This window comes from Vibrio sp. D54, from assembly GCF_021728075.1.
Classification (GTDB): Bacteria; Pseudomonadota; Gammaproteobacteria; order Enterobacterales; family Vibrionaceae; genus Vibrio; species Vibrio alginolyticus.
Genome location: NZ_JAKKCS010000002.1, coordinates 427,139 through 451,279, shown reverse-complemented (window position 1 = coordinate 451,279; position 24,141 = coordinate 427,139). Strand labels below are relative to the sequence as shown.

Sequence of the window (24,141 nt, the reverse complement as noted above, 5' to 3'; positions counted from 1 at the left end):
GCATAAAATCACGGCTGTCCTCGCCGTACTCTATGGCAAACTCACCCGGAGCAACGCCACCAACCGATGCTTTACCGTTGTTGTCGAGAGTTCCTTCAAACACCGCGCCAGATTGATCTGTGAGAGTGTATGTTGCGCCTTGAACGGGTTCACCATCTGAGTATGAGAGATACAAATCAACCGTATACGTCCCTTCCTGATCTTCCGTAACAGAAACCGATGGGTTTTGTGCCCCACCCAAACACATGGTGTTGGCTTTGTTCATGGTCATTTGATCGGACAGGCGACATACGCCCTTACCTTCAAATTTAACCGTTGGTGAGGCTGAAATGAATTTTGCTTCGGCTTCTATCGTGCCTGAGGCAACGCCTTTTCTGTCACCGCCCGCATCGCCGGTACTTTTTGAGAACGTACTGCCCTTGATAGCGACACTGTTACCGCCATCCATAGAGACTGTCGTAGTCCCACCAGCAAGGTCTACTGATTTAGCATTGTTGCCATAAGGGATAGGAACGACTGGCTTGCCGACCTTAGTTAAACAAACATCTGGGAGCGTTGCATTCGCTTCACCACCTGAGCCTTTATGAACTACCGAAAGTCCATTCGCACCAACTGTTACGCCCATAACCAATCCATTTGAATTTTATTGATTGAATGATAAAAGAGATCGCAAACTGCAATCTCTCTAAATAACTAGTGAATTTCACTAAAAGACCAGTGATATTCACAATAAGCCCTAAAACTGGCAGAAGATCTCATTTTTAGATTTCTGGTTATCTATACACTTCAAGCAGTTGCTGGAATTTTAAGTCTATGACGATGTAGGTTGCCGCATACATAAGCGCAAACGTCATCGCACTAAGACTTAAGATCAGCTTGGGTGAAATTACCCTTTTTAACGGCTTCTTTAGGTATTTAGCTTTAAGGTTGATTAAAGAAACTTTTTCTTGTTCTGCTAGGCGGTCATCTCGCACTAATCGATAAATGGTGCTGCCAATTTCCGCTAACTTTTCGTTGCCACGCTCTTCACGGCCGTACTTGCCTTGGAAACCAAGTTGAAGCAATAAATAGAGAAACTCTATAACGTGACGGTATTTGCGAGGGTCGGCTTTTAAGCGGTCGAGAATAACGAAAAACTTGTCACCACCAGATGTTTCGTTGTGGAATTCAGACAGTAAGCTGTTCTGGCTCCAGTGACTATTTGCCCCCCACTCTTGTCGACAAACAGATTCATCAATCGCCGCACACAAGCAGTAACGAATAACAAGAACCGAAGCACGATCGAGCTCCATTTCATTAAGTTTTCGTTCACCTTTTCGAATCTCACGTGCCACTTGTTCACGAAATGGCATCGGGTCATCAAGCCAAGGGATCGAAGACATACAAGACAGACTGGCGATCAACCATGAGAACTGGTCCACTAGCGGGTTAATACCCATGTTGTCGATAGATAGATCTTGTACTGCGATGTTTCTCGACAAGTCAGGCGCTGGCATTACCTCCATTGGTTTGCCAGGCTCTGGTTGGAATAAGACTACGGTGACGTCGGTTTCTGCGTAACTCATAGACGAACGGCCCAAAGTTGCAATGATAAGTTAGCGAAATCGCCCGCGACGTGAACCGCAATCGCAGCAGTGTTCTTCAATGCCATCCACTCTTCGCCCGTTTTATCGAGCTCGAAATAGGTGTAGCCAGCATGATACGGCAGCGCGCGTGGCACAACTGGCATTGGTTTGATCTCAATCCCAGGCAGTTGAAGGTTAATCAAGTCACGTATGTTATCGATAGAACCGATCTTCGTTTGGCTGACAAACTGGGTATGCAGAACATCCAAGGTCACGTCGGCTTTAACTGCGAGGATAAAGGTTGTCGTATCAATGATCTTATTGTCAGGGATTGCTGCCGTTCTGATGCCATAGTTCTGATCTTTTAAGGTCAGTGGAATTGCTCTTTGCTCAGACATCACGCTCAATGTCATTTTTGCACTGTCTAGGACGCGAGAAAGACAGCTAGTAAGATCACCATGATTGTACTTCGTAAACTCAATAGGTCGGCGTGTCGTTGAGCACAGCGTCGAAAGCTCACCTTCTGCCTGAAGAAGAATTCGATACAAAGACTCAGGATGCACAGCTTCTGTGCTGGCGAAATGCCAAAACAAGGGTTCGTATCGGTTGAGCGCTTGCAATAGCATAAAGTCAGAAACCGATGATACGCCTTGTTGATCCACCACCCCTAATCGCTGAACTATCGATTCCGCGCGATGCTTCAACATAGAAGCAAACTCGGTCGCAAATTTACTCAGTACTGTCGACGCATGAATATCGATACAGGTAGGAATGAAACTATCATCTAAGATCACGCTGCCATCAGGCTTCACTTCTGAGATCTTTAAGATCGGAATAGACGTGTAAGCACTCTTATCTTCATGATCGTACATTAAGCAAAAGTTAAGCTTACCGACGACGATATTTGCCATGTCTTCCGAATCATAACAAGCGTCAACCGCTTCTTGAGATTCCATCGTATAGCGCGCACCGTCTTTTTTGGTACCAAATAACTCAGAACGTTCCGATGGTAACGGACAGCACAAATAAACGACTTTATCGGCAATCGAAGGATCTACATCTTTCACTTCAGGCAGCTCAGCAAGCAACGGAAGCTCAAATGGTGTCCGGTCTTGTAAAATACCTTCAGCACGAGTAATACCGATTTTACCCAGTGCTAGTAACTGAGAGTTGATTTCTAAACGTTTAATTCCCCAATGCAAAGGCGATGCATTGGCACTCAGTAGGCTCGATAGTTTACTTTGCGAACGATCGAGTTGTTGAAAATGCTGCGGCTTCATGAACATTCCATCTTGCCAAACAACTGGATTGTATAAAGACATGTTTCTATCCCTTAAAAGTAAACCTGTTCAATGCCGCGAGTGTTATCAGAAATTAACTCACTGCCCTCTAACTTGAGCTTGATGTAGTACTCGCTCTTCTCTTCAATAACTTCCACTTTTCGCCAAGACGAACCATCAATATCACGAAAAGCCACTGAAAAACCGACGGCACGAGTGTCAGGGTCTAGAGTTAGCATTTCATGAACTTTTCCACCTGGCTGTATTTGATATTCGTAACGTTTGATGTACTCATCACCCAACGACGCTTTATCGCTCTCAAACAAGGCAAAGAAATCTAAGCTTCGGAACAATACTGGCGAACTTAATTCGTGAAGACGGAGAATAACTGGAGATGACTGGCCCCCATTTCTCACATTGAGTACAGGTGATGCCTCAATAACCAATTCAATCGACGAAGTTTCTGGTGTGATACCAGTGGACTCTTTAAATTGATCCCACATGGAACAACCGGACAACATGGCAAATCCGAGTAATACGGCGATACTACGCATGGTTTCCCTTAATCACTTTGTTATAGTTTTTCTTAATCAGCCCTTTTAAGGATGTTTCATTAAGCAGGCGACGATTATTAGTGTAGAAATCTAGGTATTCGGCCCACAGCTTTGACTTAGTTGAGAACAAAGACTGGCTAGCGACCCTGTTAGCAAATGCTACGGGATCGTTCGTTTCTGACTGTTCTAAAATGAGCTCATTCAGTGCTTTGTTAAACATAACTTGGTGGTCGTTCAGCTCATCGAGCATTTGTTCAACCAGTTCATTTGGAGCCAGTAATTGCTGACTATTCAAAGTAAGCATTAGCTCTGCAATGTTCGAGTTAGCCTCACTCGCACTCTGCTCATCTTTTAACGATTCCACTTCGTGCAACTCTTTCTGTAGGTTATCAATACATAAACGCAAGCAAGTGCCCATTTGCTTGAATAACTGCGCCTCGTTTGTCATCAACTCTGGGTTTCGAATACCCAAACCATCAAAAAACGCTTGCGCTATATCTTGAGAGCAAACGGCCGCATCAGTATCGACTTGTGCTTTCGTCGTACTGTTTATCGCGTGCTCTGCCGTAGGTATTTGAAGTTGCTGATTAGTGTTAGGAGAAGGCGTAAAAGATTGGGTCATCTCTTCCCATTTTGACCCTGTGTTAGCCTGTTCTACGACCATCTCAGTAACATTATGCGTACGATGTTGTCTTTGAATCGTGCTATCTGGGGCTACCGTGCCAGGTTGCATCACCTCAGCTGAGGCAATATCGGCTCTATGTGCCTTACCGCTTTCTGGCGCTAATGCATCATTGACCGATGCGTTACTCTTGGTTTCCGCAGCCATCCAGTCTTCAGGGATTAGGCTTGGCTGATCGAATTCGGAATATATACTGAAACTGTCATCGACCACCTGACGCGTGCTTTCCACGGTTCTAGGTTGTTCAGATTCTGTACGCTCATTATCACGAATTAAGTAATCGTCATCTCGCTGCATCGAAAAGTTAAGGTGAGCAACAGGATCATGACAATCAATGTCATCCTGTTTAGTCTCCATAAACAAATCTTCTAAGGCACCGACTTTTTCTTCCTCTTCGACAACCGCATCTCCTAGACTAACCAGAGGATCGCTAGATACTCGCTCAGGAGCAATATCAGCGGCGATGTCTAGTGTTGAGGTAACGTGCTCAAGAGAAACACCAATCTCATATTGCCCTAAAGAAATGATGTCGCCATCAACTATCGCAACGGGTTGATTTTTTAGTATTTTATTCCCATTTACCATTGTGCCGTTAGTTGATACGTCACTTATATAGTAGGTATCTCCATACACGCTGAGCAAACAATGAGTGCCCGATATAAAGCGGTTGTGATCGGCTAAAGACACGCTACAGCTTGGGGAACGACCTATCGAACCACCACTTTCAGGCATTTCAATATGCTTTGCACCGGTGTATTCCTCTGGACACTTTGAGATAAATAAAACTAGCTGATTTGAGTACATTTACGAACCTCAAAAGAGCAAAGAAACTGATAGTTCAAGCCCACCAATTCCATCATTTACAACCGGAAGGATATAAGAGGCCTGCGGGATAATTTGTATATGGGCGTCAGGATTACTGCCTAACTTTATAGCAGTACCAAGGGTCATAACCGCACCTAACTCAAACTGGTCGATGTCTTCAACACTCTCATAACGATAGCCCTCTTGGTCTACTTGCCAGCGATTAGAATATTGCGAGTAACCGACAGACAAGCCCGCACCAACGTATGGCGTGAAAACACTCCAAGAAGTCAACGCATATTGAGGAACAACACGAAGTTCATAGTTCGTCGCTTCTTGATATAAGCCGTTTGCTGGCGCTTCAATATCTTCTGCTAGATAGTTTAGCCCTAACCACCAACGCCAACGGTTATTGTTTTCATCAATAGGACGAGTATGAACCAAGCCGAACCTAAGCGTATCCTGCTCACCACTTTTACCTTCATCGTATTTAATGCTATCGATAGTCAACATACTGGTAGAGAGTCCATATCGCTCCCCTTTTGCCATTGCAACAGAAGAAAATAGACACATGGCTGAAATCAGCCCAATTTGACTTGGTTTTAGCATTTCGTCCCTCTAGGAAAACCGATATTCTACTTAGAGGCGAAAGATATCAATTATATTCTCTTTTTCAATAAGCCTAAAAAAACACCTATAATTTAATACATTTCAACTATCAGGTTGGTTGTTTTACCTACAAACAAAAACTAAAGAACCGACTACAGATTAAGTGACGAGACAGTAAATCTTTCTATTTAAATAGAAGTAACAGAATTTGATTGCTAATTGAACAAAACGTAATCTCCGATAACAATTTAGTTACTTTTTAATCAACGTTCTCATCTTCATATATAAGTTTCTTCTTATAAATAGACTTAACTATTGATATTAATATTATGAACAAAGATCACACTAAAAGTAATTTAATTTCTTTTAATGAATTTTTATTATCTAATCCGCTTATTTTGTCTATAGAATTGCGACAGATGTGCACTGCTTATAATTTAATATAACAACAGTAGTGAAATCCTATATAACTTAATACTTCTATATGATCAGTTGGAACTTTCCTTATGCTTTTTACCGACTTCGCTCGAAGACCAATCGATGAAAATAACCCAAGCGGCTCTAATCCTAATGGTTCTGAGGATTTTGACGAAATTAAACGTCAAATAAACAACCTGAATAAAGTCACAGGGAGAGTCTCGTGGAAAACGGTTCAAACACTCTCAAAAAAGATCTTGAGTACCCAAGCGAAAGACCTACGTTGTTGCTGTTACTTTACCGTTGCGTCAACCTATAACGACGGCTTAAGAGGCCTTGTTGAAGGGTTAAACTCAATACTTGATGTGTGTGTCGTATATTGGTTCAACGCGTATCCAGAGCATTCAAAGTCAAAGGCACGAATGAGCGCTATTGAATGGATGGTAGAGCATACTGAAAAACGAATTAATAAGCATCGGGCGTTACCAGAAGAGCTTCCATTGATAGAGGCAGCACATCAATTATGCTTGAGGATTGAGGAAGAGCTTCGTCTTCATTACGGTATTGAAGCGCCGTCATTAGGTCGCATTCGCCGTATTTTGAATCAATGGATTGAGCAGATAAAAGAACAACAAATTGCGGCTGAGTTACGCGAGAAAAAACAAGCCAACACTAGCGCTCCTGCAGCAACGCAGAAGGCACCTGAAATTAAAGTGAATGTGTCTCCCTCTCCGGCACCGGTGTCATCACCCAACCTAAATAGCCAAGAGAAAGCATCACCGGCAAAGTCTGGTCGATTTATGATCTACTTCGTTATTGGTTTGATTGTTACTGCGATATGTTCACATTTCATGTACGAGCAACAACGTTATCGAACATTGGAGCAAAAAATTAATCAAGCTTCACTTAATGAACTTGTAAATTTGGTCGCCTCGTTAGATTACGAAAATAAAAAATATGCTCAGTCATTGAAAACGCAGGCCATTAATCGTGTCGATATTATGATGAATAACTGGTTTTTAGACTCGGCAAAAGTAAGTAACGTCAGCGAGCTCGATAGCTTGACCAATGAATTAATCGCAATCTATCCGGATTCGTCTTCTGCACAGCAGCTACGTCAAAACTTTTTGACACAGAGCGCCCATTTAGAAGACCAGTTTATGGATGTTTATAAGCGATTCTCAGACGCAAGAACGGTGTTTGCCAACGTAGCTAGACAGAATGTAGATAAGAACTCTGAAAAGGCGTACGAATACAGTAACTCGTTATTCCCGCTTTTAGGTCGTATTGAATACGCTGAAAAGTATTCACAGCAAAGGGAAATTGACCGCGCAACCCTTTTACTGAACATCTACCTATATAAATTGAGTCAGCTACAAGCTGAAAAAACTGACAATAAATAACAATACAATTAAAGAAGTTTTAGGCTTATGTTCAAACAAAAACTGTTTAGAAATCCAGTGGTGATTTCTACTATATTGATGTTTTTAGTGGTTGCAATTATCACCACTATTTATCTGCTTTTTCTTGACGAAATCGATCAACTTTATCTTTGGCTGACCCTTGGTGTTATCGCCATGGTTTACGTCACTTTTCAATTCACATTATGGTTGAAGAAAAAGAACAACGCTAAAGCTCAACATTTGGAAACCGAGGAAGAAGCACTTTCTATGGTTATCCAGCCTCTTCTTGCTAACTCAGGCAAGAAACCAATTTACCTGATGCTTGGTAATAAAGGGTCAGGGCGACGTCAATTTTTATTTAATTCTAGTGCAATTAAACCGATGGATCGCACTAGAACCGCTAAGAATGACTTTTTTGAATGGTACGAATCTGACAGCGCTGTATACATCAAACCTGACCAACGCTTAGTGTTCCAGGAAGTATCAAGCAGTGATGCTTCTTTATGGAATACGTTCATTGAAGAAGTTATTCATCATCGACCTCGAAAGCCATTTTCAGGCTGTCTATTCTTCACCGATTTCGAGTTCATGATCGTCTCTGAGCCAGAACAAAAAGAGTACACCATTTCGTCGTTATTGGCGCGCTTGAGTACCATCAACTCTAAAACGTCTTCAGCATTGCCAATCTATTTGATTATGTCAAAGCTAGACAAGTTAGACGGCTTTAAAGAATACATGCACTTTAGCTCTCTCAAGACACGTGTTGAGTTCCTCTCTATCCCACTAAAAGAAGCCAAAGGTGTATTTGCAGAGTACTACCGCGATAGCTATCGAAATCTAGTGAGAGTGCTTGAAAGTAATGCGCTAGATGCATCCGCTAATTCAACGGACATTGATGAGAAACAAGCAATACTCGCTTTCCCTAAGCAGTTTGAGCTATGTCAGTCTGAAGTCAGCTATGTGCTTGAGCGTCTATGTGATGTTAACAACGGTGTCTATTCACTAGACATCCGTGAGATTTTCTTTAGTTCGAGTCTGCAAGGCGGTCGCAAGTACAATTTACTTGCAAAAAGTTGTAGTAATTACTTCAACTTACCTATTATCGCGTCAGAGCATACTCAGTTAACAGAAACGCCTTATTTCTCTCGCTTTCTGATTGATTCACAAATATTGCCGGAAAGCGACTTTGCGGGCGAAAACAAGACGTATCTTCGTCTAATTCAGAGACAAAGCCGTTTGGCAATACTCGGCTCTATTATCCTGCTTACTGGGGGCAGTTACTTCTTTTTCACGACATTAGACAGTAACTTACATGTGATGAATCAACTCTTGAGTATCGATGACAAATCACAAGTGGAGCAAGATGCAAGATTCGATGAGCTTTTAGCGAAGGCGACGAAAGCAATAGAGCCTTCTTATGGGGCGTGGCTTAAAGGTTCTAAGGCTTTGGATGAAGAGATATTACCACTCAACATTAGCCGTTTGGATCAAAGCACTCGCATCGCTTACGAAGCATTACTTAAGGACGTTGCTCAACAGTTGATACCTCTCATTGAGAAAGGTTACCGTCTACAACTGACACAAAATCAAAACACTTTTACACGCGCTTTACCTCTATTGAAGGGGTATCTAATGCTAAACGATCCAACAAAGCGTGATATCCGTTTTTTGCGTCATCAAACTCTCCAAATGATGAACGACTTGAGCAACCAAAATGACGTCGTCAATCAGGCGATGCGCTATTTGGACGCTTACTTTCGCACACAGTTTGATCCAATTGATATCAATATGGATCTTGTTCGCGCAACACGTCGCTCATTGCTAGCAAATTCGAATGTTGATCTCGTTTATGCAGGCATTTTAAACGAAGCAAATTCGATTGATTTAGGAACCCTAGATCTGCAACGAGCTGTGGGTTTTGAGTTTAGCAATGTGTTCAACACACCAATCGATAGCGAACGCTTGATCGTAGATAAGATCTATACCTCCACTGGTTTTAGCACTTTTTATCGACCACGCGTGGACCTAATGTCACAACAAGTCATCAGTGACAACTGGGTTTTAGGTCTATCACAACACGTTATTCCTACTAGTGAAGAACAAGAAGCCTTCAAAGAGGAAGTACGTAAAAAATATACTGACGACTACATCAGTAATTGGCGCAATGCGCTGAGTGAACTAAAAGTCCAGAACTATGACAATGTCGGCGATCTAACGAACGCGATAGACTTAATCTCGGGCCCTTCTTCACCAATGACAACCGTACTGAAGCAGGTCTATGCCAACACACAATTTTCACCCGTTGGTGAAAAAAATGCTCTGATTTCAAAGCTAGACCCGAAACTCGTGGCAGCGGCAGACTCCGCATCAGACGCAGTAGAGGAAGTAGTTAAGCCTGATTACTTGTTGATGAAACGTGTTGAACAAGCTTTTCACTTATTAAACCAACTTCAGGTCAGTGAAACACCAAACTCCCCTACTCCTTGGGATGAGACCGTAACAGCGCTAAGCCGTGTTCGCACGTATATGAAAGACATTGCTGATGCACCTGACCCGCAAATGGCGGCGCTAGCGGCAGCTCAGCATCGAATGAACAGCAGTGACGCTGACCCATTAATAAAACTTAAACAGATTGCCCAAAAATCACCGGAACCCGTTCGTAGCTGGTTGTTAGATGTGGTTCAACAAAGCTGGTCAGTCATGATTAAAGAGTCCGCTAAAGGCATTCAAACCCAATGGTACAGCGAGATTTACACCAAGTTTAAAGAGATAGGGCTAGGACGATACCCATTTGATCTAACAGCGACCGAGGAAATCTCAATTGAAGATTTTGAATTACTGTTTGCTTCAGGTGGCTTGTTAGACACATTTATTCAGAAAAATTTTGCACCGTTCTACGATACCAATTTGTGGACGCCAAAACAGGTGGATGGCGAGACGATGCCAATCTCTCCGGCTCTGTTAGTGCAACTGCGTAACTATAACGTTATTCGAGACACATTAATTAATAAAAGCACTAACCGCGTTCATATTCCGTTTAGTGCAAGAGTACTCGATCTTGATTCTAGTGCGATTAGAGCGAGCTTAAAAATTGCAGATACCAATATAAGTTACTACCACGGTCCAAGCCGCATTCGTGAAATGGCATGGCCACCGCAAAATGGTGACTTCAATATTAGTATCACACTCCAGGATGTAACCGATGAAGGCAGACAGCACGTTTTAAATAAGAGTGGTCAATGGGCGATATACAGATTGCTAGGTGACTCGACCTTGACAAACACTCATAACGGCAGCTTTGTCAGTGACATAAAAGTGTCAGGGAGGGACTTGAGCTTACGCATCACTCCGTTGACACAGAAAAACCCATTCACTCTTGCTGAGCTGTATAACTTTACGCTCCCTGAGTCGATTTAATAACAATATAAAAACAAAATAGGCAGAACACATGATTTCAAACATGACTTTACAAGGTTTAGATAAATTAGATCGAAAAATACTTTCAAGTCTATTGTCGAATGGGCGAGAGTCGATTGCGAATCTATCCCGAAACATTGGTTTGTCTCGAACAGCAGTAGCAGAAAGAATTAATCGTTTAGAAAAGACCGGTATTATCAAAGGCTATACCGCACAGATTCGTGTAGAAAATGAAGGGCGAAAAGCCGCTAGTTATCTACTGATCTCTTGTGAAAAGGGTAAGAAGAATGATGTAACGAATGCACTTAAAGAAATCCCTGAGGTTCGCTTAACGAGCGTTGTTGGTGGCAACTTTGATATTATTGCCCTAATTGAAGCGCCCGACCTGCAGTCTATTCATCATCTTTGTAATGAAATTGAATCATTTAACGGCATTCAAAGGCTTGATACTACCGTTGTACTGCACCAGCCGATCAGTCGTTAAGCTTTTCTGACCTCTTCGAGGAAAACATAAAGGGCCGCTCGTTGAGCGGCTTTCTTATATGCTTCCGATAAGTCGAATTTTGGCGTCTTTATCACCTGGGTTTCCTAGCCAGAACGTTTGACCTAGTTGGTTCCCTTCTCCATTACCCAGTTTGTTTTCTGGAATACTGTCTAGGTTAACTGTCAACTTTAGGTCCCACGACATTGGGTCACGCAGAATAAAGCGCATCAAGCCCACCAGCGTCTTATGTAACTCACCATCGTAGGAAAACTGCTTAAACGTTTCAAAATCAATGTTGTCGATACACAAGTTAAACTTGCCGTTCAAATCCGCAATGCTTTGTCCCAAGTGTAAGCTTTGCCCCACTACACAATTGGAACGATTGAGTTTGTTACGCTGGCTTTCAGCGATTTCTACACGTCTATAAACCCATTCTTCGATTCGCACATTCGGCAGTGAAAAGTAGTGCGAAACAATACCGGAAATAAGCTTAGGTGAACGTGTACGCGTAGATAACTGGTTCACGTAAGACAGAACTTTCGCTCGATCTAACTCCGCGACTTCACAATCTTGCATAACACTAGAGAGACCAGCCAAATGCAGTATGCGCCCAGAAAACGCATCGCTTGCCCCGCTTTTGTACTGCACGTGATATCGGTATTTCTTCCAAACACGATACAGTAAGCTTGTATAGCGGTTGTGGAAAAAGTCGAAGAAATCCTTCACTGGGTTATCATCGGGATCACGACCGACGAGTTTCTCAGTGTAAGACGCAGGCAGGGGCGAGCTTGAACCATGCAAGCCAAGAAAGTTCGTCTCAATACGTGAATATTGCTGTCCGTTTCTTTCCATATGAGTAATAAAGTCCATATCACTCTTTGGAAAGCACAGGTTTGGCGACACGCTGAACTCAATTCGCTCTTGGTGAAAGTATTTGTTCTCGCCCACGGCAACAAAGTTTGAGTTTGGCTCCAGCTGGTAGTGTTTCTCTAACAGCAACACCGCTTGGTAGAAACTAAACTCATTCGACTTATCAGAAAGTGTATTAATCATAGTATTGTCTGCTGCCCGATTAGGCTTGCCCAGTTGTAAACCTCGCCCGTCGCTTCATCGAACACCTCTAGTTCGGTAAAGGAGTTCACACTCGAATACAAACGGATAAATTCATTCAATACCGTGGCCATAAGGAACATATCGCCTTCATTTACGAAGAACTTAGAGTCCGTCACGAGCTTGAATTGGTTACCACGCACAGATACACCACGAAATACGCGATCGATTGGTTTCATCTCTGAAGAAATAATGCCATCAAGTCGATGAATCGACGCGCGGTGGGCTTGTCTATCGACTCGAGAGTGGAAGTCGTAAGTCGAGAGCAACACTTTCAACACATCGATATTGGCCAAAGACAAGTAGTTGAGCGACATGTTGGCAATCAGCTGCCATTGAAGTTCACCATTAACCTGAGGACTTACTGACTGTGTTGGCTTAGTAATGTTTTTAAACGTCGCATACGTTGGCGATTTGTGCGTCGCGTACGTGATATCTCCTACTGACAGGCGCTCCGCTAAGTCCGCGTTACTGCATTGCAGTTTCATCAATACTGTTTCAGTCCCTAAATCCGCGATGTCGCCATTGTGAGTATGGAATGAGATATAGCGCTCTAACCCTCTTCCGCTTACTCGCTCGCCCACTTTGGATTTGTAGAACTCTCGCTTATCACGCTGGTTGATTTGGTGCTCAAACGATTCAAATTCAATCAGTGGTTTTCGGCGACGCTCGTCTTTACTCCAGCTCTCCACTTGCTCAATGGAATAAACCTCGTAATGCTCTTGAGTGTTACTTTGTGGACGCACCTTGTACTCGTTTCGTCGATGCTCTAAACGGATTGGATCGCCGTCTTTCTCAAACAAGTTAACGGCAGGTGTGCAGTGCAACCTTAAGTGTTTATCTTTAAGCACCACCTCTGAAGGCAAAGCACGCTTAAAGTGGAATTTGATTTTGACCGTACTGCGCTGTGGAATGCCTTTTAGCCACTCTAAGCCTTTAATGTCGAAGAACATGAACTTATCTGGCAAAGAGAAGAATTCTTGCAGCAAACGGTAGCCTGCAAAGGAATTTTTGCTGTAAGGCAACAGCGCCTCGTCCTCTTCATGCCCGACTGGCTTAACGTATTCTGGCCCTAAACGATGTTTGTAGCCGCCACCAACATCCAACTCGACGTGATCTAGATAACGGAACAGCCATAAGAAGACAGTGCGAGTAATATGAATCTCACCATGCAGGTGCAATCGCAGCGTGTCTAAACCTATCCGAGACAGCTCAAGGCCATGCTCCGTCGATAACGTCACATCAATCATCGAGCTGGTGCGGCTGTTAGTTTGTTCGATGTTAGTAATCGTAATTGGGTATAGATTGACGTCATAACAAGTACGGAACAAACACTGCGTGCCTTCTACCTGCTCGCTGGCCATTTCCGCACCACGTTTCACCACGGTTTTCTCAGTAACACTTCCGGTATGCGGTTTTAGTTCGCTAATACACAAAGACGGAATCGAACGCATGTAATGTGGCCACAGCAAAGTCATCAGAGATTGCGTAAGCTCAGGCAGTTCATCGTCAATCTTTTCGCGGATGCGTCCGGTCAAAAAAGCAAAACCCTCCAGCAGTCGTTCGACATCTGGATCAAAAGTTCCTTCAGAGAGAAAGTGAGTTAACTTCGGATGATATTTGGCAAACTCACTACCCGACTCGCGTAAATACGTGAGTTCATCTTGAAAGTATTTACTGTTACTCAAGTGGCACCTACTAAACGTTAAATTGGCCGTCGGTTCCCATGTAGACATCGATCGACATTGGGACTTTACCGCCGTTATGGGAAACTTCGCCGCGAATACCAAAGCCGAGTTGTAATGGATTATGGTGGTCTTCACGGTAATGAACCTCGACATTAAGGAGTCGGGGCTCAAAGCGTTCTATGGTTGACGTGATGTTTTTTTGAATATGGCGAACGAGGTTCGTGTTGTTAGAAAGTACGTCGTTAAAATCTGGCAGACCATACTCATTGTCGATCATTGCGTTGCCGGAATGCGTATTCAACAAGTCAGCGAGATGCGAGTGAATGGATTCAATCAAATGCTTATGAGACACCACTTTCTCGTAGCAGTTTTTTGGTTCTCCTAGCTCGATCCGCTCTAAAAGACGGTAACCTTTTTCCATATGCGGTCCTACGAAAAAAGCAGCCAGTCTTCACTGGCTGCTTGATGGTTTCAGTAATGGGTTATTGGTCTAGCTTACCAACTAGAGACAAGTCGAAGCTTGCGCCCATGTACTTGAAGTGAGGACGTACAGACATCGATACTTTGTACCAGCCTGGATCGCCTTCTACGTCTGATACTTCAACCTTCGCAGCGCGAAGTGGGCGGCGACCACGAACTTCCGCTGGCGGGTTCTCCTGGTCAGAAACGTATTGACGAATCCACTTGTTCAATTCGATTTCTAGGTCAGAACGCTCTTTCCAAGAACCAATTTGCTCACGCTGTAGCACTTTTATGTAGTGCGCTAAACGGTTGATAATGAACATGTAAGGAAGCTGAGTACCTAGCTTGTAGTTCATCTCGGCTTGTTTGCCTTCAGGCGTGTTCGCAAACACTTTTGGTTTTTGAACAGAGTTTGCAGAGAAGAACGCCGCATTGTCAGAACCTTTACGCATGGTTAGCGCAATGAAGCCTTCTTCCGCTAGCTCGTACTCACGACGGTCAGAAACCAGGATCTCGGTTGGGATCTTAGTCTCGATTTGACCCATAGCTTCAAAGTTGTAAACCGGTAGATCTTGTACAGTACCACCGCTTTGAGGACCAATAATGTTCGGACACCAACGGTACTTAGCAAATGATTCACTGATCTTAGACGCCATCGCGTACGCTGAGTTGCCCCATAGGTAGTTATCATGGCTGTCTGTCACTTGCTCATCGTAGTCAAACGCCTTGATTGGGTTATCTTCAACAGAGTAAGGCGTACGTAACATAAAGCGAGACGTACAGAGACCTAAATAACGTGCATCTTCGTGCTCACGCAGACCACGCCATTTCGCGTACTGTGGACCTTCGAATACAGACTTAAGATCTTTTAGGTTTGGCAGCTCTTCGTAGCTGTCTAGACCAAAGAATTTAGCCGATGCCGACGTGATGAATGGTGCGTGAGACATTGCACCTACGTTCGCCATATATTCCATCAGTTTGATGTCAGGCGACGAGGCAGACATAGCGTAATCACAAATGACGGCGCCAACAGGTTTACCACCGAACTGGCCGTATTCACGTGTGTAGATTTGCTTGTACAGGCCAGACTTCACCACCTCTGGAGCGTCTTCGAAGTCATCAAGAACTTCATCTTTCTTCGCAGAGATCAGTTCGATTTGAATGTTCTCGCGGAAGTCAGTGTGATCAACCAGGTACTTAAGGCCACGCCACGTTGATTCAATCGCTTGAACTTCTTCGTTATGAAGAATTGCATCAACTTGCTTAGACAATTTTTGGTCGATTTCAGAGATCATCAGATCAACCAGAGATTGGTCGACTTTCTCTGTGTTCGAACTGCTTAGTAGCTCACTGATGAATGCTTCTACGCCGCGTTTTGCAACGTCAAAACCTTCATCACTTGGCTTTAAACGTGTTTCGTTAAGAATGCTATCCAGAAGTGAGCCTGATTCAACTAAGGCTGCTTCTTGTTCTGGCGCTTGTGCTTCTGCAGACATGATATCCCTTACTCTTCTTTCGCGTCTTGGTCGTTGCCAATGCTTAGTTCATCCAACAGTTTCTTTCTCGCTTCTTCATCTTGAAGAACCGATGCGATCTTCTTACGGAACGCAGGAACGTTTCCTAGAGGACCTTTAAGTGCAACCAAGGCTTCGCGAAGCTCAAGTAGGCTGTTTAGTTCAGGTACACTTTTCGCGATCGCTTCAGGAGAGAAGTCCTTCATGTTTTGGAAGGTCAGATCAACACCAATCTGGCCGCCTTCTTCATCAGAAAGACGGTTTTCAACGTTGACTTTAACGTTTGGAGACATGCCCTCTAGCACTTCGTTAAAGTTGTCTTTGTCGATGTTAATTGGAGTACGTTCTTCAATTGGTGTCTCATCTGCACGCGCAGTAAAGTCGCCAACTACCATCATGCTTAGCGGCAGCTCTACGTCTTCTTGCGTATCGCCAGTTGCTGGAACATAACGGATATTAATTCGCTCTTTAGGAGCCACCGAGCCGTCACGTGACATAATTCGTTCCTTATCTAACTCTTTAATTAGTCGTAAATTGCTTTCCACTCTTCATACTTCTCAGGTAGAAGATCCTTGCTTCCAAATAACCGATGGAGTGTTTTTCGAATTAGGTCTTCTAACTGTGACGATAAGTGGGGTTCCCAGCTCGCGAGATTAAACGCTTTTTGTACTTCCCACCCCTTCTCAAGATACGGCAAACACAACGGGTATAATCCAACAGACTGGTAAGCTGCTATCAATTGTAAATACAGCATGAACTGCCCACGTCCCGAGCTATCCAGCTCAAGTTTGTGGGCAAGCTCTGCGGCACATTCCCCTAGATTTTCTAGAGTGATATCCTCCATTGGCAGCGAGTCTTCCTGCGAAATCACAACCGTTTGAACAACGGGTTGAGAAATCGAAGAAGTGGTATCTTGAGTCGATAACCAGCTCAAGGTCGCTTCATCTGCAAATGGTATAGAATTCTTAAATGAGAGGTGCTCGATGCCCTCTAGCGATTCAACAAAACGCGTCACTTCTTGTTTCACAGCAAGTGCTGCATCATCAAAGCCCAAGTTATTAAGCATCGAATACACGAAGTAATGGCCCGTCAGCCAAAACGGCGCATCCGTTAATGTGCGCTCCAAACGCTTAATGGTGTCGATGTCGCTTTCTTGGTCTGCTTTATCTCGGTATTCCGCTTGTTGATCGGACGACACTGCCAAGCTCAAAGGCGTTTGATTATTTTGGTGGTCGGGTAGACCATCAATGTCATCCCAAGTCAGATGACGATAAATCCGGTAAGCCAGCGGATCACTTGGGCTCGCATGAAGCATGACTTCCGCAACCTTCTTCAAGGTGCGCTTAGAAGCCGTCGGCGAAGAGAAGTCCGTATCGAGATCGACTTCTTTTGCTACCGCTTTCTTAACTGGCGCAGGTTTAGGGGCCGGCGGAACCGCCTTCACCGGTGCGGTTTGCACTTCACTCTGCGCTGGCGTTTCTGCGGCGGCAGGCTGCGTAGCTGGTGCAGGCGCCGCTTGTTCGACGTTAACGACTGCTTCATCGCTCTGCTCATCAGCCGCCGCTTGTTGAGATAAAACATTGAGTTGAGTGCGAATCTCAAAGAAATCCGCTTCTGAGTCTTGGTAAACCTCGTCGTACTGGCGCTGCACTTCTTCAATAGTCGAAATGCAGTTTGATACCAAATCCCATGATTGAGCACTTTCCGCTAACTTGCTACTGACCAGTTTAAACTGATGGTTCAACCATTCAACCGCGCCATCTCGACCCCGCTTTCGCGAAGGATACAATTCAACGCCAAAGCGACTTAACGCCTCACTAAGCAGCTTTAGACCTTGTTCAAAGCCTTGCAGACCAAACTCTTCTGTTAGCGCGCGAACGAGGTAACAAATGGCTTTTAAGTCTTTACTGTGGTGCTCTAGAACTTCAGTCGCGTGCGTTTTTACCACGCTCCAATCTACTGTTTCGCCAAACAAGGAACCGAATTTCTTTACTTCAGATTCCATCATCTCGTAGCAAAACTCGTAACGGGCATCGTTTCCCACTGGAGATTCATCAGAAATAGGATTAAGCAGACGATCGATATCAATGTTGAACAAAATTCACGTCTCCTTCAGTCAAGTAATCTCTCAACGCACGCGCTACCGCAATTGCGCCATTTGCTGGCTTAGATAACCGATGGCTCTGCTCTATCGCATCCGACGCCATGCTATCTAGAATTTTCGTGATTTCTGTAAATTTGCTTGGTGCATTCCGTTCTAAATCGGCAAGGGATTCATGTAGCTTTTGTTTGTCGTAAACGGATTGCTCCATCACGGTGCTAAACAAAATAAATTCGCTTCTTGCGACGATTAAATCCTTTATTTTTTTGTCTAGTTCTGGCGTATTACCGAAGTAGGCTTTGGCTAATTCAGCTTCTTCAATTGCTTTGGTGTAAAAGTGCGCCTCTGCATGTTTATCGATGGAGTCATTAATATTTTCCATCACAGCCTTTGGTAAGATTTGGTTGTAGAAATAGGCTTGTGACTGGTTTAACAACCATGCCTCTTTCATTTCATTTTCTGCGAGCTTAGCTTCACCATCTAAAATTAAGCGAGCAATCTGCTTATCTCGACTGCCAGCTATGGCAGATACTTTCATGGAATCGATAGACGCGACATTTAATCCAGACATCACTTTAGTCAACGCCTCATCCGCATATGGAAACAGAGCACCGTCACGAACAAGGGTTTCTCGCAAGGTGACAAGCTCCTTACGTAATTCGACTAATGCCATTGGTAAGCCATCCGCTAACGATTGATACGACGTTAACTGAGCCTGTTTTTCTTCATATAAATTCGAGAGGCTTAACTGCTGAGCTTGATATGCTGTTCGATAAGCTTCTGTCATATCAATACTCTGAGTAGCTTGAGACAATTCTTCTTTGATTTTCCATGGAGGCTGAGCCAAAAAAGAAGCCGTTTCAGAGGGCGTAATAACGTGAGTTACAGGAGCGACTCCTTGGGAAAAAATGGCATCCAATTGATCTTTATTCTGTTGATATAAATAACTTCCTGCTGTTGCCAGCACACTCAGCACTAAGCTCGCCTCTAATATTTTAAAGCGACCGTACGCTGTTTTATCATTTGGCTTACAGTGTGTAAGCAGCAAATCCGCGTTACGCAAGCTACTGAAAATTGGTGCGTTAGAATTTGAGCTAATTGATTGCGTATCGATTCGCGCTAACTGTTGAGCAAAAGAAATAGCGGTATAGCCATGCCCTCTTGGTTTGTTGATGACTTCTTTCAGCAATTTCCAAATATGAACCGGGATCAAAGCCGGACGCTTTCGATCTTTTAACTGCTTATTCCAAGAATCACCAAATATTGATCCCAAAAATAGATGTCCAGCGAGCAAAGCGAGAGAGTAAACATCATCTTGCGGTTCCGCGATGCCAGTTTCTATATAAAGAGGGGAAGCGTAGTTCAAGCTTGCTTCTGCGTAAGGTTCTGTCTCTCCAATGTAACGAGCAGCGCCGAAATCAATGAGCTTAACGTAATCGCCTTCACTCACTAATACGTTAGATGGTTTAATATCAAGATGGCAGATACCTCTTGTATGCATAAACTCTAGAGCGCCAGCGAGTTGATACACCAACCAAGCGATGTGGTCGTGGCGGAAGCCTTTAGAAGAATGACGCTCCATTTTTTCTGCCAGTGATTCACCTTGGATCCACTCGTACATCAAATATGGGCGTTCGAATTCGTTGCCGATTTTTACAAAGTTAGCCACGCTAGGGTGTTGAGAAAGCTCCAGCCTGCTCGCTTCGTTAATCAACATTTTGCTCGCAAATTCTGGCGAGTCATCATTGATAACTTTGCAACAGATTTGCTTCTCTGGCTGCCCTTTTTTTGCAAGATGGTAAACCGTTGTCTTACCATTTTTAGAAGGAAGCTTGTCTAATACATCAAACTGTGAAAAAAGCACGTACTCAAGCTTCGGCTTATTTTTTTCTGCTAGCCTTTGCTCATTCAGTTTCTTTTTCTCAATAGCTTTAACAACCAACTGATCGATATATCCTTTGGCTGTACTCTGATTATTAGACACTTAGTACTCTTTCATAGAATAAATATTATTAGAGTTGAATAATATTTTCTTGAACGTACTTGTATCAAGGTTGGTATTTAAAACAAACAGTAAGCCTATTATTTTAGTTATTATTACTAACTTATTAGACCTTTTTACTTACGCTTTCACTGCATGAGTTATACGCTTTTTCGTGTTACAAACTTCAACCTAATAATATGAGTATATTTTCATTGCTATTTGATCGATGAGTGCCCACTAACATTGCAGTAATTGGAGAACTCCTTTGTCACCATGAAAGTCGAACATTAACAACGTAGTTGGTTGCTTAAAGTGGTGCTCTCTGACCACAAAGGCAATTAAAGCGAGAGAAGAACAACTGCCCATTGTGCCCCACAACTCATTGATAAGCTGCGGTTGTTCTGGGTTCGTGAATCGTTCTGCTTTAGCTCCCAGAGCAAAACCGTAATCTTCCGAGTGCATGCGAAGGTTCGTCATATCGGAATACACTTCACCAAATGAATCGAGCTTTTTACTCGCACGTTGAACAAGTCGAAACATGCCTCTTCGGTCTGAAGTGTTTAGTTCCGTATCAATGTAGCCAAGCTGCGCTTGAGGCTTAAGTTTCAATGTTTCTACGGTGTTTTTTCGACAAAGAATTAAACCCGCCCCACCCTCGCTCGGAATAACGCCCCATGGATTATTGGTACTCATTACCATCTCATCGTCGATGAGTGTTTGCATCGAACTCACCAAGGAATCGACACTGATACACATCATAGCATCATATTTATCCAATGATTTCATGGCCTGGAGAACGAAACTAGGCCCACTGGCATGAACAGCATTCACCACAGAGAGAAATTCAGCATAGTTACTTTCACCAAGCCATTCTTGCACCTTTACTAGTGAAACAGACGCAGGCACCGCTATAAGCAAAGGTATTGGTCTCAATGAACGTGGTAACTGTGCTAACAATGAATCAAGCAAGTGGGTGATTAACTCACACGTTTTCTCAAACTGCTCACTTTCTTTGGTGTATTCGATTTTGGCGTAAGTAAAACGCTCGATACCATCATCCCCTACACATTGGTCGAATCTTCCTAAATCAGCATACGAAACTGCACTAGCAATATCTAAATTCATACCGGTTGGCGTCATCACTTCCATCCCTAGCACGTAACGGCCTGTTGAATTATGCATGCTCGCTTACCTCTTCCAACTTAGTGATCGATGTCGACACCAACAAATGCTCCTTGCCCTGACAAGGAAACGCAGCGGTGTAACTGATTGATATAGTCTTCTTTTCCGCATCAACGAATAAGGTGTACATCGCCATATCAGCTTGATAACTTTGATCTTTGAACGTCGCGATCGCACGGTATTTTTCTTTAGGGATTCGAAATGAAAGCGTGTCATCATGACAAAAGCCACTCATCATCAAACGCTCCCCCCCACGAAGGAAGCCTTTGCACTGTTGATCAATAGGCGCGCTTTGGAAGAACCGCTTATCAAAATCGAGTGGCAACATTGGCTTGCGATTCTCAATCCAATCGTCATCGAACGTGCCGGCCAGCTTCTGGCGCGACTCAAAGAACGGAGGCACAGGCCCGAACCCCGCAACGCGTAGCTTTTTCGCGGCGGCACTCCAGTCCTCTCGGGGATAAAAAATCGAGGGTACTTTCTGTTCAAGCAATTCTTTGTTGGAGTCGGCAACCCCACCACCTATTCGGTTACGTAAATCACCGCCTACCGCGCAAGTGTAATCAATGTCTTTTTCAATAAATGGGACTGGATTGCTCAGCGTGATACTGCCAGCATGCTCAACCCATACGCGTTCCCCGTGAATAGCGAGAGTCTTATCGATATGACCATCAATCAACACGCGACACTCTTGGTATGTCACTGGCTTTTTCGCGTAACTGCGCGCTTTACCGTAAACAAGTACATCTGTATTGTCTTTGGTATACGCGAATTCGTGGTCAACTTTCATCGCAGAGAAGCCTTCTTCGCCCAAATATTGGGGATCATCGAAGATTTCACTTTCACCTAATTCGCGCCAAACCACACCATCGAATTGCCATGTGCGTTTGGCAACGACAACCCACACTTCATCGCCGTTTTCGTCACGTTGAAAACGACCTTTAAGTGATAGCTCAGGGTGCGCTTCAATATCCCATAACTGCATTGCTATTCCTTAAGTTGAATCGTTCGCTCGCAGAAGGTGCGGCCTTTAAATTGTTGAAGTTCCAGTCTTGCTGATGTATCGGCATCGCCATATCCCAAGGCACGTAGGCTCTGGATTGAATGCAGATTTGACGCCATAGCCAATCGCGGAACAGCACATCAACGTTAGAATCTTGCATCGCAGCTAACGTAGACTCGAAGCTCAATGCGTAACCCAAGCGGCTTGGTAGATTTTGGATATATTTTTCATCTTCCACCCACTCATTGAGCAGATCGACGATCTCTTCCCATTCATACTCGACACCAACGTCTTGCGGATTCAGAGGAAGAAGCTTTCCGTAGACGACATACAAGGCTTGAAGCCAAATTTCACCCTCAGCTTCAGCTTCCTCCAGGCTTTCCAAGTGCTCGATGATTTGAGGTACCAGTTTCCAATCACCACCCAGCGCAAAATCAACAGGTGCTAATGAAGAAGAGATATCAAACGCCTCAAACTCTTTTAACTCAAGCAACTTGGCATAAGTAAGCACTTGCGCTGATGGTAATCCATTTGGTTCGATGCCAAAGCTCTGACGGAACCAAGTGCCTCTGTCACGTTTGGTAATCAAACGTTCAAATAGGTATTGTTCGCTGCCTGCATTGTCATTAAGCCAATCAATCCCCTCTTTTACGTCTTGTAAAGCGAGCAGTGGCAAAGCAACTTGAGAGCTAATGATGCTGGCTTTGTGCCAGCGCTTGATGAGAGAAACACTTAATGTTTGACGTACACGTAAGCATTCAAAGTAAAACGCACTGGATGTCGCATTGCCCTCAATAAGCTCCGAAAGCGTGCTATCCATAGATTCAACCGGAGATTGTACGGCAATGACCATTGCGGTTTTAGCGTCAATATCTTCGAGTAAACTCAATCCGCACAAAAGGTTATCCAACTCTGAGCCCAACTCGCCCTGTAGCATCAGCCAGCTGTAGATTTCTGGCTCCTGGCCTCTTAACTGATGAATCAACCCCGGTGCTAGCCGATAAAACGACAAGTACACCTGCTTCAGTTCTTCAATTTGGCGTTCGATCAGCTTGAGATACGCCAACTCACGACTTGGATAACCCCTTTTGTGAATTTGAACTCGCTGCCTGATTAAAAACCCGATACTTTCAGAAGCAATGGACAGCTTTTCATTACAGAAATCCAGCCATGTTACTGGCAACTGGGAAAGGTCATTCACAGCGCGATCAGCTTTTGCTAACGCGCCTTCGACTTCTTGATTGGTTATGGGTGCCTTTAGGTGCTCGACACCGATTCTTTGTCGCATCTAGTTATCCGTTATTAGCGTGCCATAACGCGATTGCAATTAGTTAACTCGAAGTAATTAGCTCACTCGGCGTGACTTGTTAACACAAAACCATTAGCTAACGCGAGGTAATTAGTTAATTGCGATCGTTCCGCCTTGAATTTTTTGTGCTTTTTCTGCTTGAGAAGTGACGTACTTCGCTTTAGTGGTAATTCGTCCATCGCGCCCGCTATAGCGAGTTTCTGTCTCACCACTTTTGACTACCAACTCTTGTTCTGTCTCGATAACCATCTTCTTCGCTCGCAATACAAACTCGTCAGAGTCATCCAGAATGGAGAAGAAAATGTCCGTCACAAGAGGCAAGCTTAAGTCGTCGTTCAAAAACTCAACTCGACAACTTAATCGATTATCGATAGCCATTTGCAGTTCAGAACGACGAAAGCCACGTCCCAGTCTCGCAGTGAGTGGCTGCTTAAATGGGTTACCATCAAAATCAACTCGCACACTGCCCGTAGACTCATTGATAGCCACTATTATTCCAAAACGCGAAAAGCAAGCCGTTGATTCGGCTTGCTGCTCTGATATTACTTCTGTTGTAAGAGGTTGTTTTTCCAT

At 43.9% G+C, this 24,141-nt stretch carries 20 protein-coding genes; 3 read left to right on the top strand and 17 right to left on the bottom strand.

Annotated features, from left to right (window positions below):
• The 6 genes from L3V37_RS04600 to L3V37_RS04575 all read right to left on the bottom strand — a co-directional run.
• Positions 1 to 625, bottom strand: a 625-nt coding sequence (locus tag L3V37_RS04600) for a DUF4150 domain-containing protein (RefSeq protein WP_237305913.1), incomplete at its 3' end; no start/stop codon positions are given.
• A 148-nt stretch (positions 626 to 773) separates the two neighbouring features.
• On the bottom strand, positions 774 to 1,565 hold the full coding sequence (icmH, locus tag L3V37_RS04595; protein ID WP_025767903.1) for a type IVB secretion system protein IcmH/DotU: 792 nt from the start codon (positions 1,563 to 1,565) through the stop codon (positions 774 to 776).
• Complete coding sequence (gene tssK / locus L3V37_RS04590; RefSeq protein ID WP_237305912.1) at positions 1,562 to 2,887, bottom strand: type VI secretion system baseplate subunit TssK; 1,326 nt, start codon at positions 2,885 to 2,887, stop codon at positions 1,562 to 1,564. The genes icmH and tssK overlap by 4 nt, the downstream gene beginning before the upstream one ends.
• A gap of 11 nt (positions 2,888 to 2,898) precedes the next feature.
• Positions 2,899 to 3,399 (bottom strand): type VI secretion system lipoprotein TssJ, encoded by a 501-nt coding sequence (gene tssJ, locus L3V37_RS04585; RefSeq protein ID WP_005386118.1) that lies wholly within the window; start codon positions 3,397 to 3,399, stop codon positions 2,899 to 2,901.
• Positions 3,392 to 4,885, bottom strand: a complete 1,494-nt coding sequence (locus L3V37_RS04580) for a type VI secretion system-associated FHA domain protein (RefSeq protein WP_137282735.1) — start codon at positions 4,883 to 4,885, stop codon at positions 3,392 to 3,394. Before L3V37_RS04580 ends, tssJ begins: the two co-directional genes overlap by 8 nt.
• A 9-nt stretch (positions 4,886 to 4,894) precedes the next feature.
• Positions 4,895 to 5,494 carry a hypothetical protein gene (locus tag L3V37_RS04575; RefSeq protein WP_054574680.1) on the bottom strand — a complete coding sequence of 200 codons (600 nt, stop codon included), beginning with the start codon at positions 5,492 to 5,494 and terminating at the stop codon, positions 4,895 to 4,897.
• Positions 5,495 to 6,000: 506 nt separating this feature from the next.
• On the opposite strand from L3V37_RS04575, the gene L3V37_RS04570 reads away from it, so the two are divergent.
• The 3 genes from L3V37_RS04570 to L3V37_RS04560 are packed head-to-tail and all read left to right on the top strand — an operon-like array spanning position 6,001 to position 11,215.
• The gene (locus L3V37_RS04570) at positions 6,001 to 7,314 is read left to right on the top strand and encodes a type VI secretion system ImpA family N-terminal domain-containing protein (RefSeq protein ID WP_237305911.1); all 1,314 of its coding nucleotides are present in this window, start codon (positions 6,001 to 6,003) and stop codon (positions 7,312 to 7,314) included.
• A 27-nt stretch (positions 7,315 to 7,341) separates the two neighbouring features.
• Entirely contained in the window at positions 7,342 to 10,731 is a 3,390-nt protein-coding gene (gene tssM, locus L3V37_RS04565) for a type VI secretion system membrane subunit TssM (RefSeq protein WP_237305910.1), read from the top strand.
• A gap of 31 nt (positions 10,732 to 10,762) precedes the next feature.
• Positions 10,763 to 11,215: an Lrp/AsnC family transcriptional regulator gene (locus L3V37_RS04560; RefSeq protein WP_005373369.1), complete on the top strand. Its 453-nt coding sequence runs from the start codon at positions 10,763 to 10,765 to the stop codon at positions 11,213 to 11,215.
• A 54-nt stretch (positions 11,216 to 11,269) separates the two neighbouring features.
• Here the strand turns inward: L3V37_RS04560 and tssG are convergent, their stop codons facing one another.
• From tssG to L3V37_RS04505, 11 genes are all read right to left on the bottom strand, one after another.
• On the bottom strand, positions 11,270 to 12,268 hold the full coding sequence (gene tssG / locus L3V37_RS04555; RefSeq protein WP_237305909.1) for a type VI secretion system baseplate subunit TssG: 999 nt from the start codon (positions 12,266 to 12,268) through the stop codon (positions 11,270 to 11,272).
• On the bottom strand, positions 12,265 to 14,013 hold the full coding sequence (tssF, locus tag L3V37_RS04550; RefSeq protein WP_017820373.1) for a type VI secretion system baseplate subunit TssF: 1,749 nt from the start codon (positions 14,011 to 14,013) through the stop codon (positions 12,265 to 12,267). Before tssF ends, tssG begins: the two co-directional genes overlap by 4 nt.
• Positions 14,014 to 14,023: 10 nt before the next feature.
• The gene (tssE, locus tag L3V37_RS04545) at positions 14,024 to 14,434 is read right to left on the bottom strand and encodes a type VI secretion system baseplate subunit TssE (protein WP_005373376.1); all 411 of its coding nucleotides are present in this window, start codon (positions 14,432 to 14,434) and stop codon (positions 14,024 to 14,026) included.
• 61 nt (positions 14,435 to 14,495) lie between these two features.
• Entirely contained in the window at positions 14,496 to 15,971 is a 1,476-nt protein-coding gene (tssC, locus tag L3V37_RS04540) for a type VI secretion system contractile sheath large subunit (protein WP_005373378.1), read from the bottom strand.
• A gap of 8 nt (positions 15,972 to 15,979) precedes the next feature.
• Entirely contained in the window at positions 15,980 to 16,486 is a 507-nt protein-coding gene (tssB, locus tag L3V37_RS04535) for a type VI secretion system contractile sheath small subunit (RefSeq protein ID WP_005373381.1), read from the bottom strand.
• Positions 16,487 to 16,512: 26 nt separating this feature from the next.
• A complete protein-coding gene (gene tssA / locus L3V37_RS04530) occupies positions 16,513 to 18,087 on the bottom strand; it encodes a type VI secretion system protein TssA (protein ID WP_237305908.1) in 1,575 nt (524 codons plus the stop codon).
• Complete coding sequence (locus L3V37_RS04525) at positions 18,074 to 20,074, bottom strand: protein kinase family protein (protein WP_237305907.1); 2,001 nt, start codon at positions 20,072 to 20,074, stop codon at positions 18,074 to 18,076. Before L3V37_RS04525 ends, tssA begins: the two co-directional genes overlap by 14 nt.
• A 237-nt stretch (positions 20,075 to 20,311) precedes the next feature.
• A complete protein-coding gene (locus L3V37_RS04520) occupies positions 20,312 to 21,256 on the bottom strand; it encodes a hypothetical protein (RefSeq protein WP_237305906.1) in 945 nt (314 codons plus the stop codon).
• A complete protein-coding gene (locus L3V37_RS04515; protein ID WP_237305905.1) occupies positions 21,249 to 22,241 on the bottom strand; it encodes a DUF2169 domain-containing protein in 993 nt (330 codons plus the stop codon). Before L3V37_RS04515 ends, L3V37_RS04520 begins: the two co-directional genes overlap by 8 nt.
• Complete coding sequence (locus L3V37_RS04510; protein ID WP_237305904.1) at positions 22,222 to 23,547, bottom strand: hypothetical protein; 1,326 nt, start codon at positions 23,545 to 23,547, stop codon at positions 22,222 to 22,224. The genes L3V37_RS04515 and L3V37_RS04510 overlap by 20 nt, the downstream gene beginning before the upstream one ends.
• Positions 23,548 to 23,658: 111 nt before the next feature.
• Positions 23,659 to 24,141, bottom strand: coding sequence for a hypothetical protein (locus tag L3V37_RS04505; protein ID WP_064376245.1), 483 nt, complete (start codon positions 24,139 to 24,141; stop codon positions 23,659 to 23,661).

Bases quoted from the DNA above. Each gene is read 5' to 3' on its own strand.
- L3V37_RS04510 (WP_237305904.1), bottom strand. From the start codon at position 23,547: ATGCGACAAAGAATCGGTGTCGAGCACCTAAAGGCACCCATAACCAAT.
- tssC (WP_005373378.1), bottom strand. From the start codon at position 15,971: ATGTCTGCAGAAGCACAAGCGCCAGAACAAGAAGCAGCCTTAGTTGAA.
- tssJ (WP_005386118.1), bottom strand. From the start codon at position 3,399: ATGCGTAGTATCGCCGTATTACTCGGATTTGCCATGTTGTCCGGTTGT.
- L3V37_RS04520 (WP_237305906.1), bottom strand. From the start codon at position 21,256: ATGCATAATTCAACAGGCCGTTACGTGCTAGGGATGGAAGTGATGACG.
- tssG (WP_237305909.1), bottom strand. From the start codon at position 12,268: ATGATTAATACACTTTCTGATAAGTCGAATGAGTTTAGTTTCTACCAA.
- L3V37_RS04580 (WP_137282735.1), bottom strand. From the start codon at position 4,885: ATGTACTCAAATCAGCTAGTTTTATTTATCTCAAAGTGTCCAGAGGAA.
- icmH (WP_025767903.1), bottom strand. From the start codon at position 1,565: ATGAGTTACGCAGAAACCGACGTCACCGTAGTCTTATTCCAACCAGAG.
- L3V37_RS04570 (WP_237305911.1), top strand. From the start codon at position 6,001: ATGCTTTTTACCGACTTCGCTCGAAGACCAATCGATGAAAATAACCCA.
- L3V37_RS04575 (WP_054574680.1), bottom strand. From the start codon at position 5,494: ATGCTAAAACCAAGTCAAATTGGGCTGATTTCAGCCATGTGTCTATTT.
- tssM (WP_237305910.1), top strand. From the start codon at position 7,342: ATGTTCAAACAAAAACTGTTTAGAAATCCAGTGGTGATTTCTACTATA.
- tssB (WP_005373381.1), bottom strand. From the start codon at position 16,486: ATGTCACGTGACGGCTCGGTGGCTCCTAAAGAGCGAATTAATATCCGT.
- L3V37_RS04505 (WP_064376245.1), bottom strand. From the start codon at position 24,141: ATGGAAAAACAACCTCTTACAACAGAAGTAATATCAGAGCAGCAAGCC.
- L3V37_RS04560 (WP_005373369.1), top strand. From the start codon at position 10,763: ATGATTTCAAACATGACTTTACAAGGTTTAGATAAATTAGATCGAAAA.
- L3V37_RS04515 (WP_237305905.1), bottom strand. From the start codon at position 22,241: ATGCAGTTATGGGATATTGAAGCGCACCCTGAGCTATCACTTAAAGGT.
- tssE (WP_005373376.1), bottom strand. From the start codon at position 14,434: ATGGAAAAAGGTTACCGTCTTTTAGAGCGGATCGAGCTAGGAGAACCA.
- tssK (WP_237305912.1), bottom strand. From the start codon at position 2,887: ATGTCTTTATACAATCCAGTTGTTTGGCAAGATGGAATGTTCATGAAG.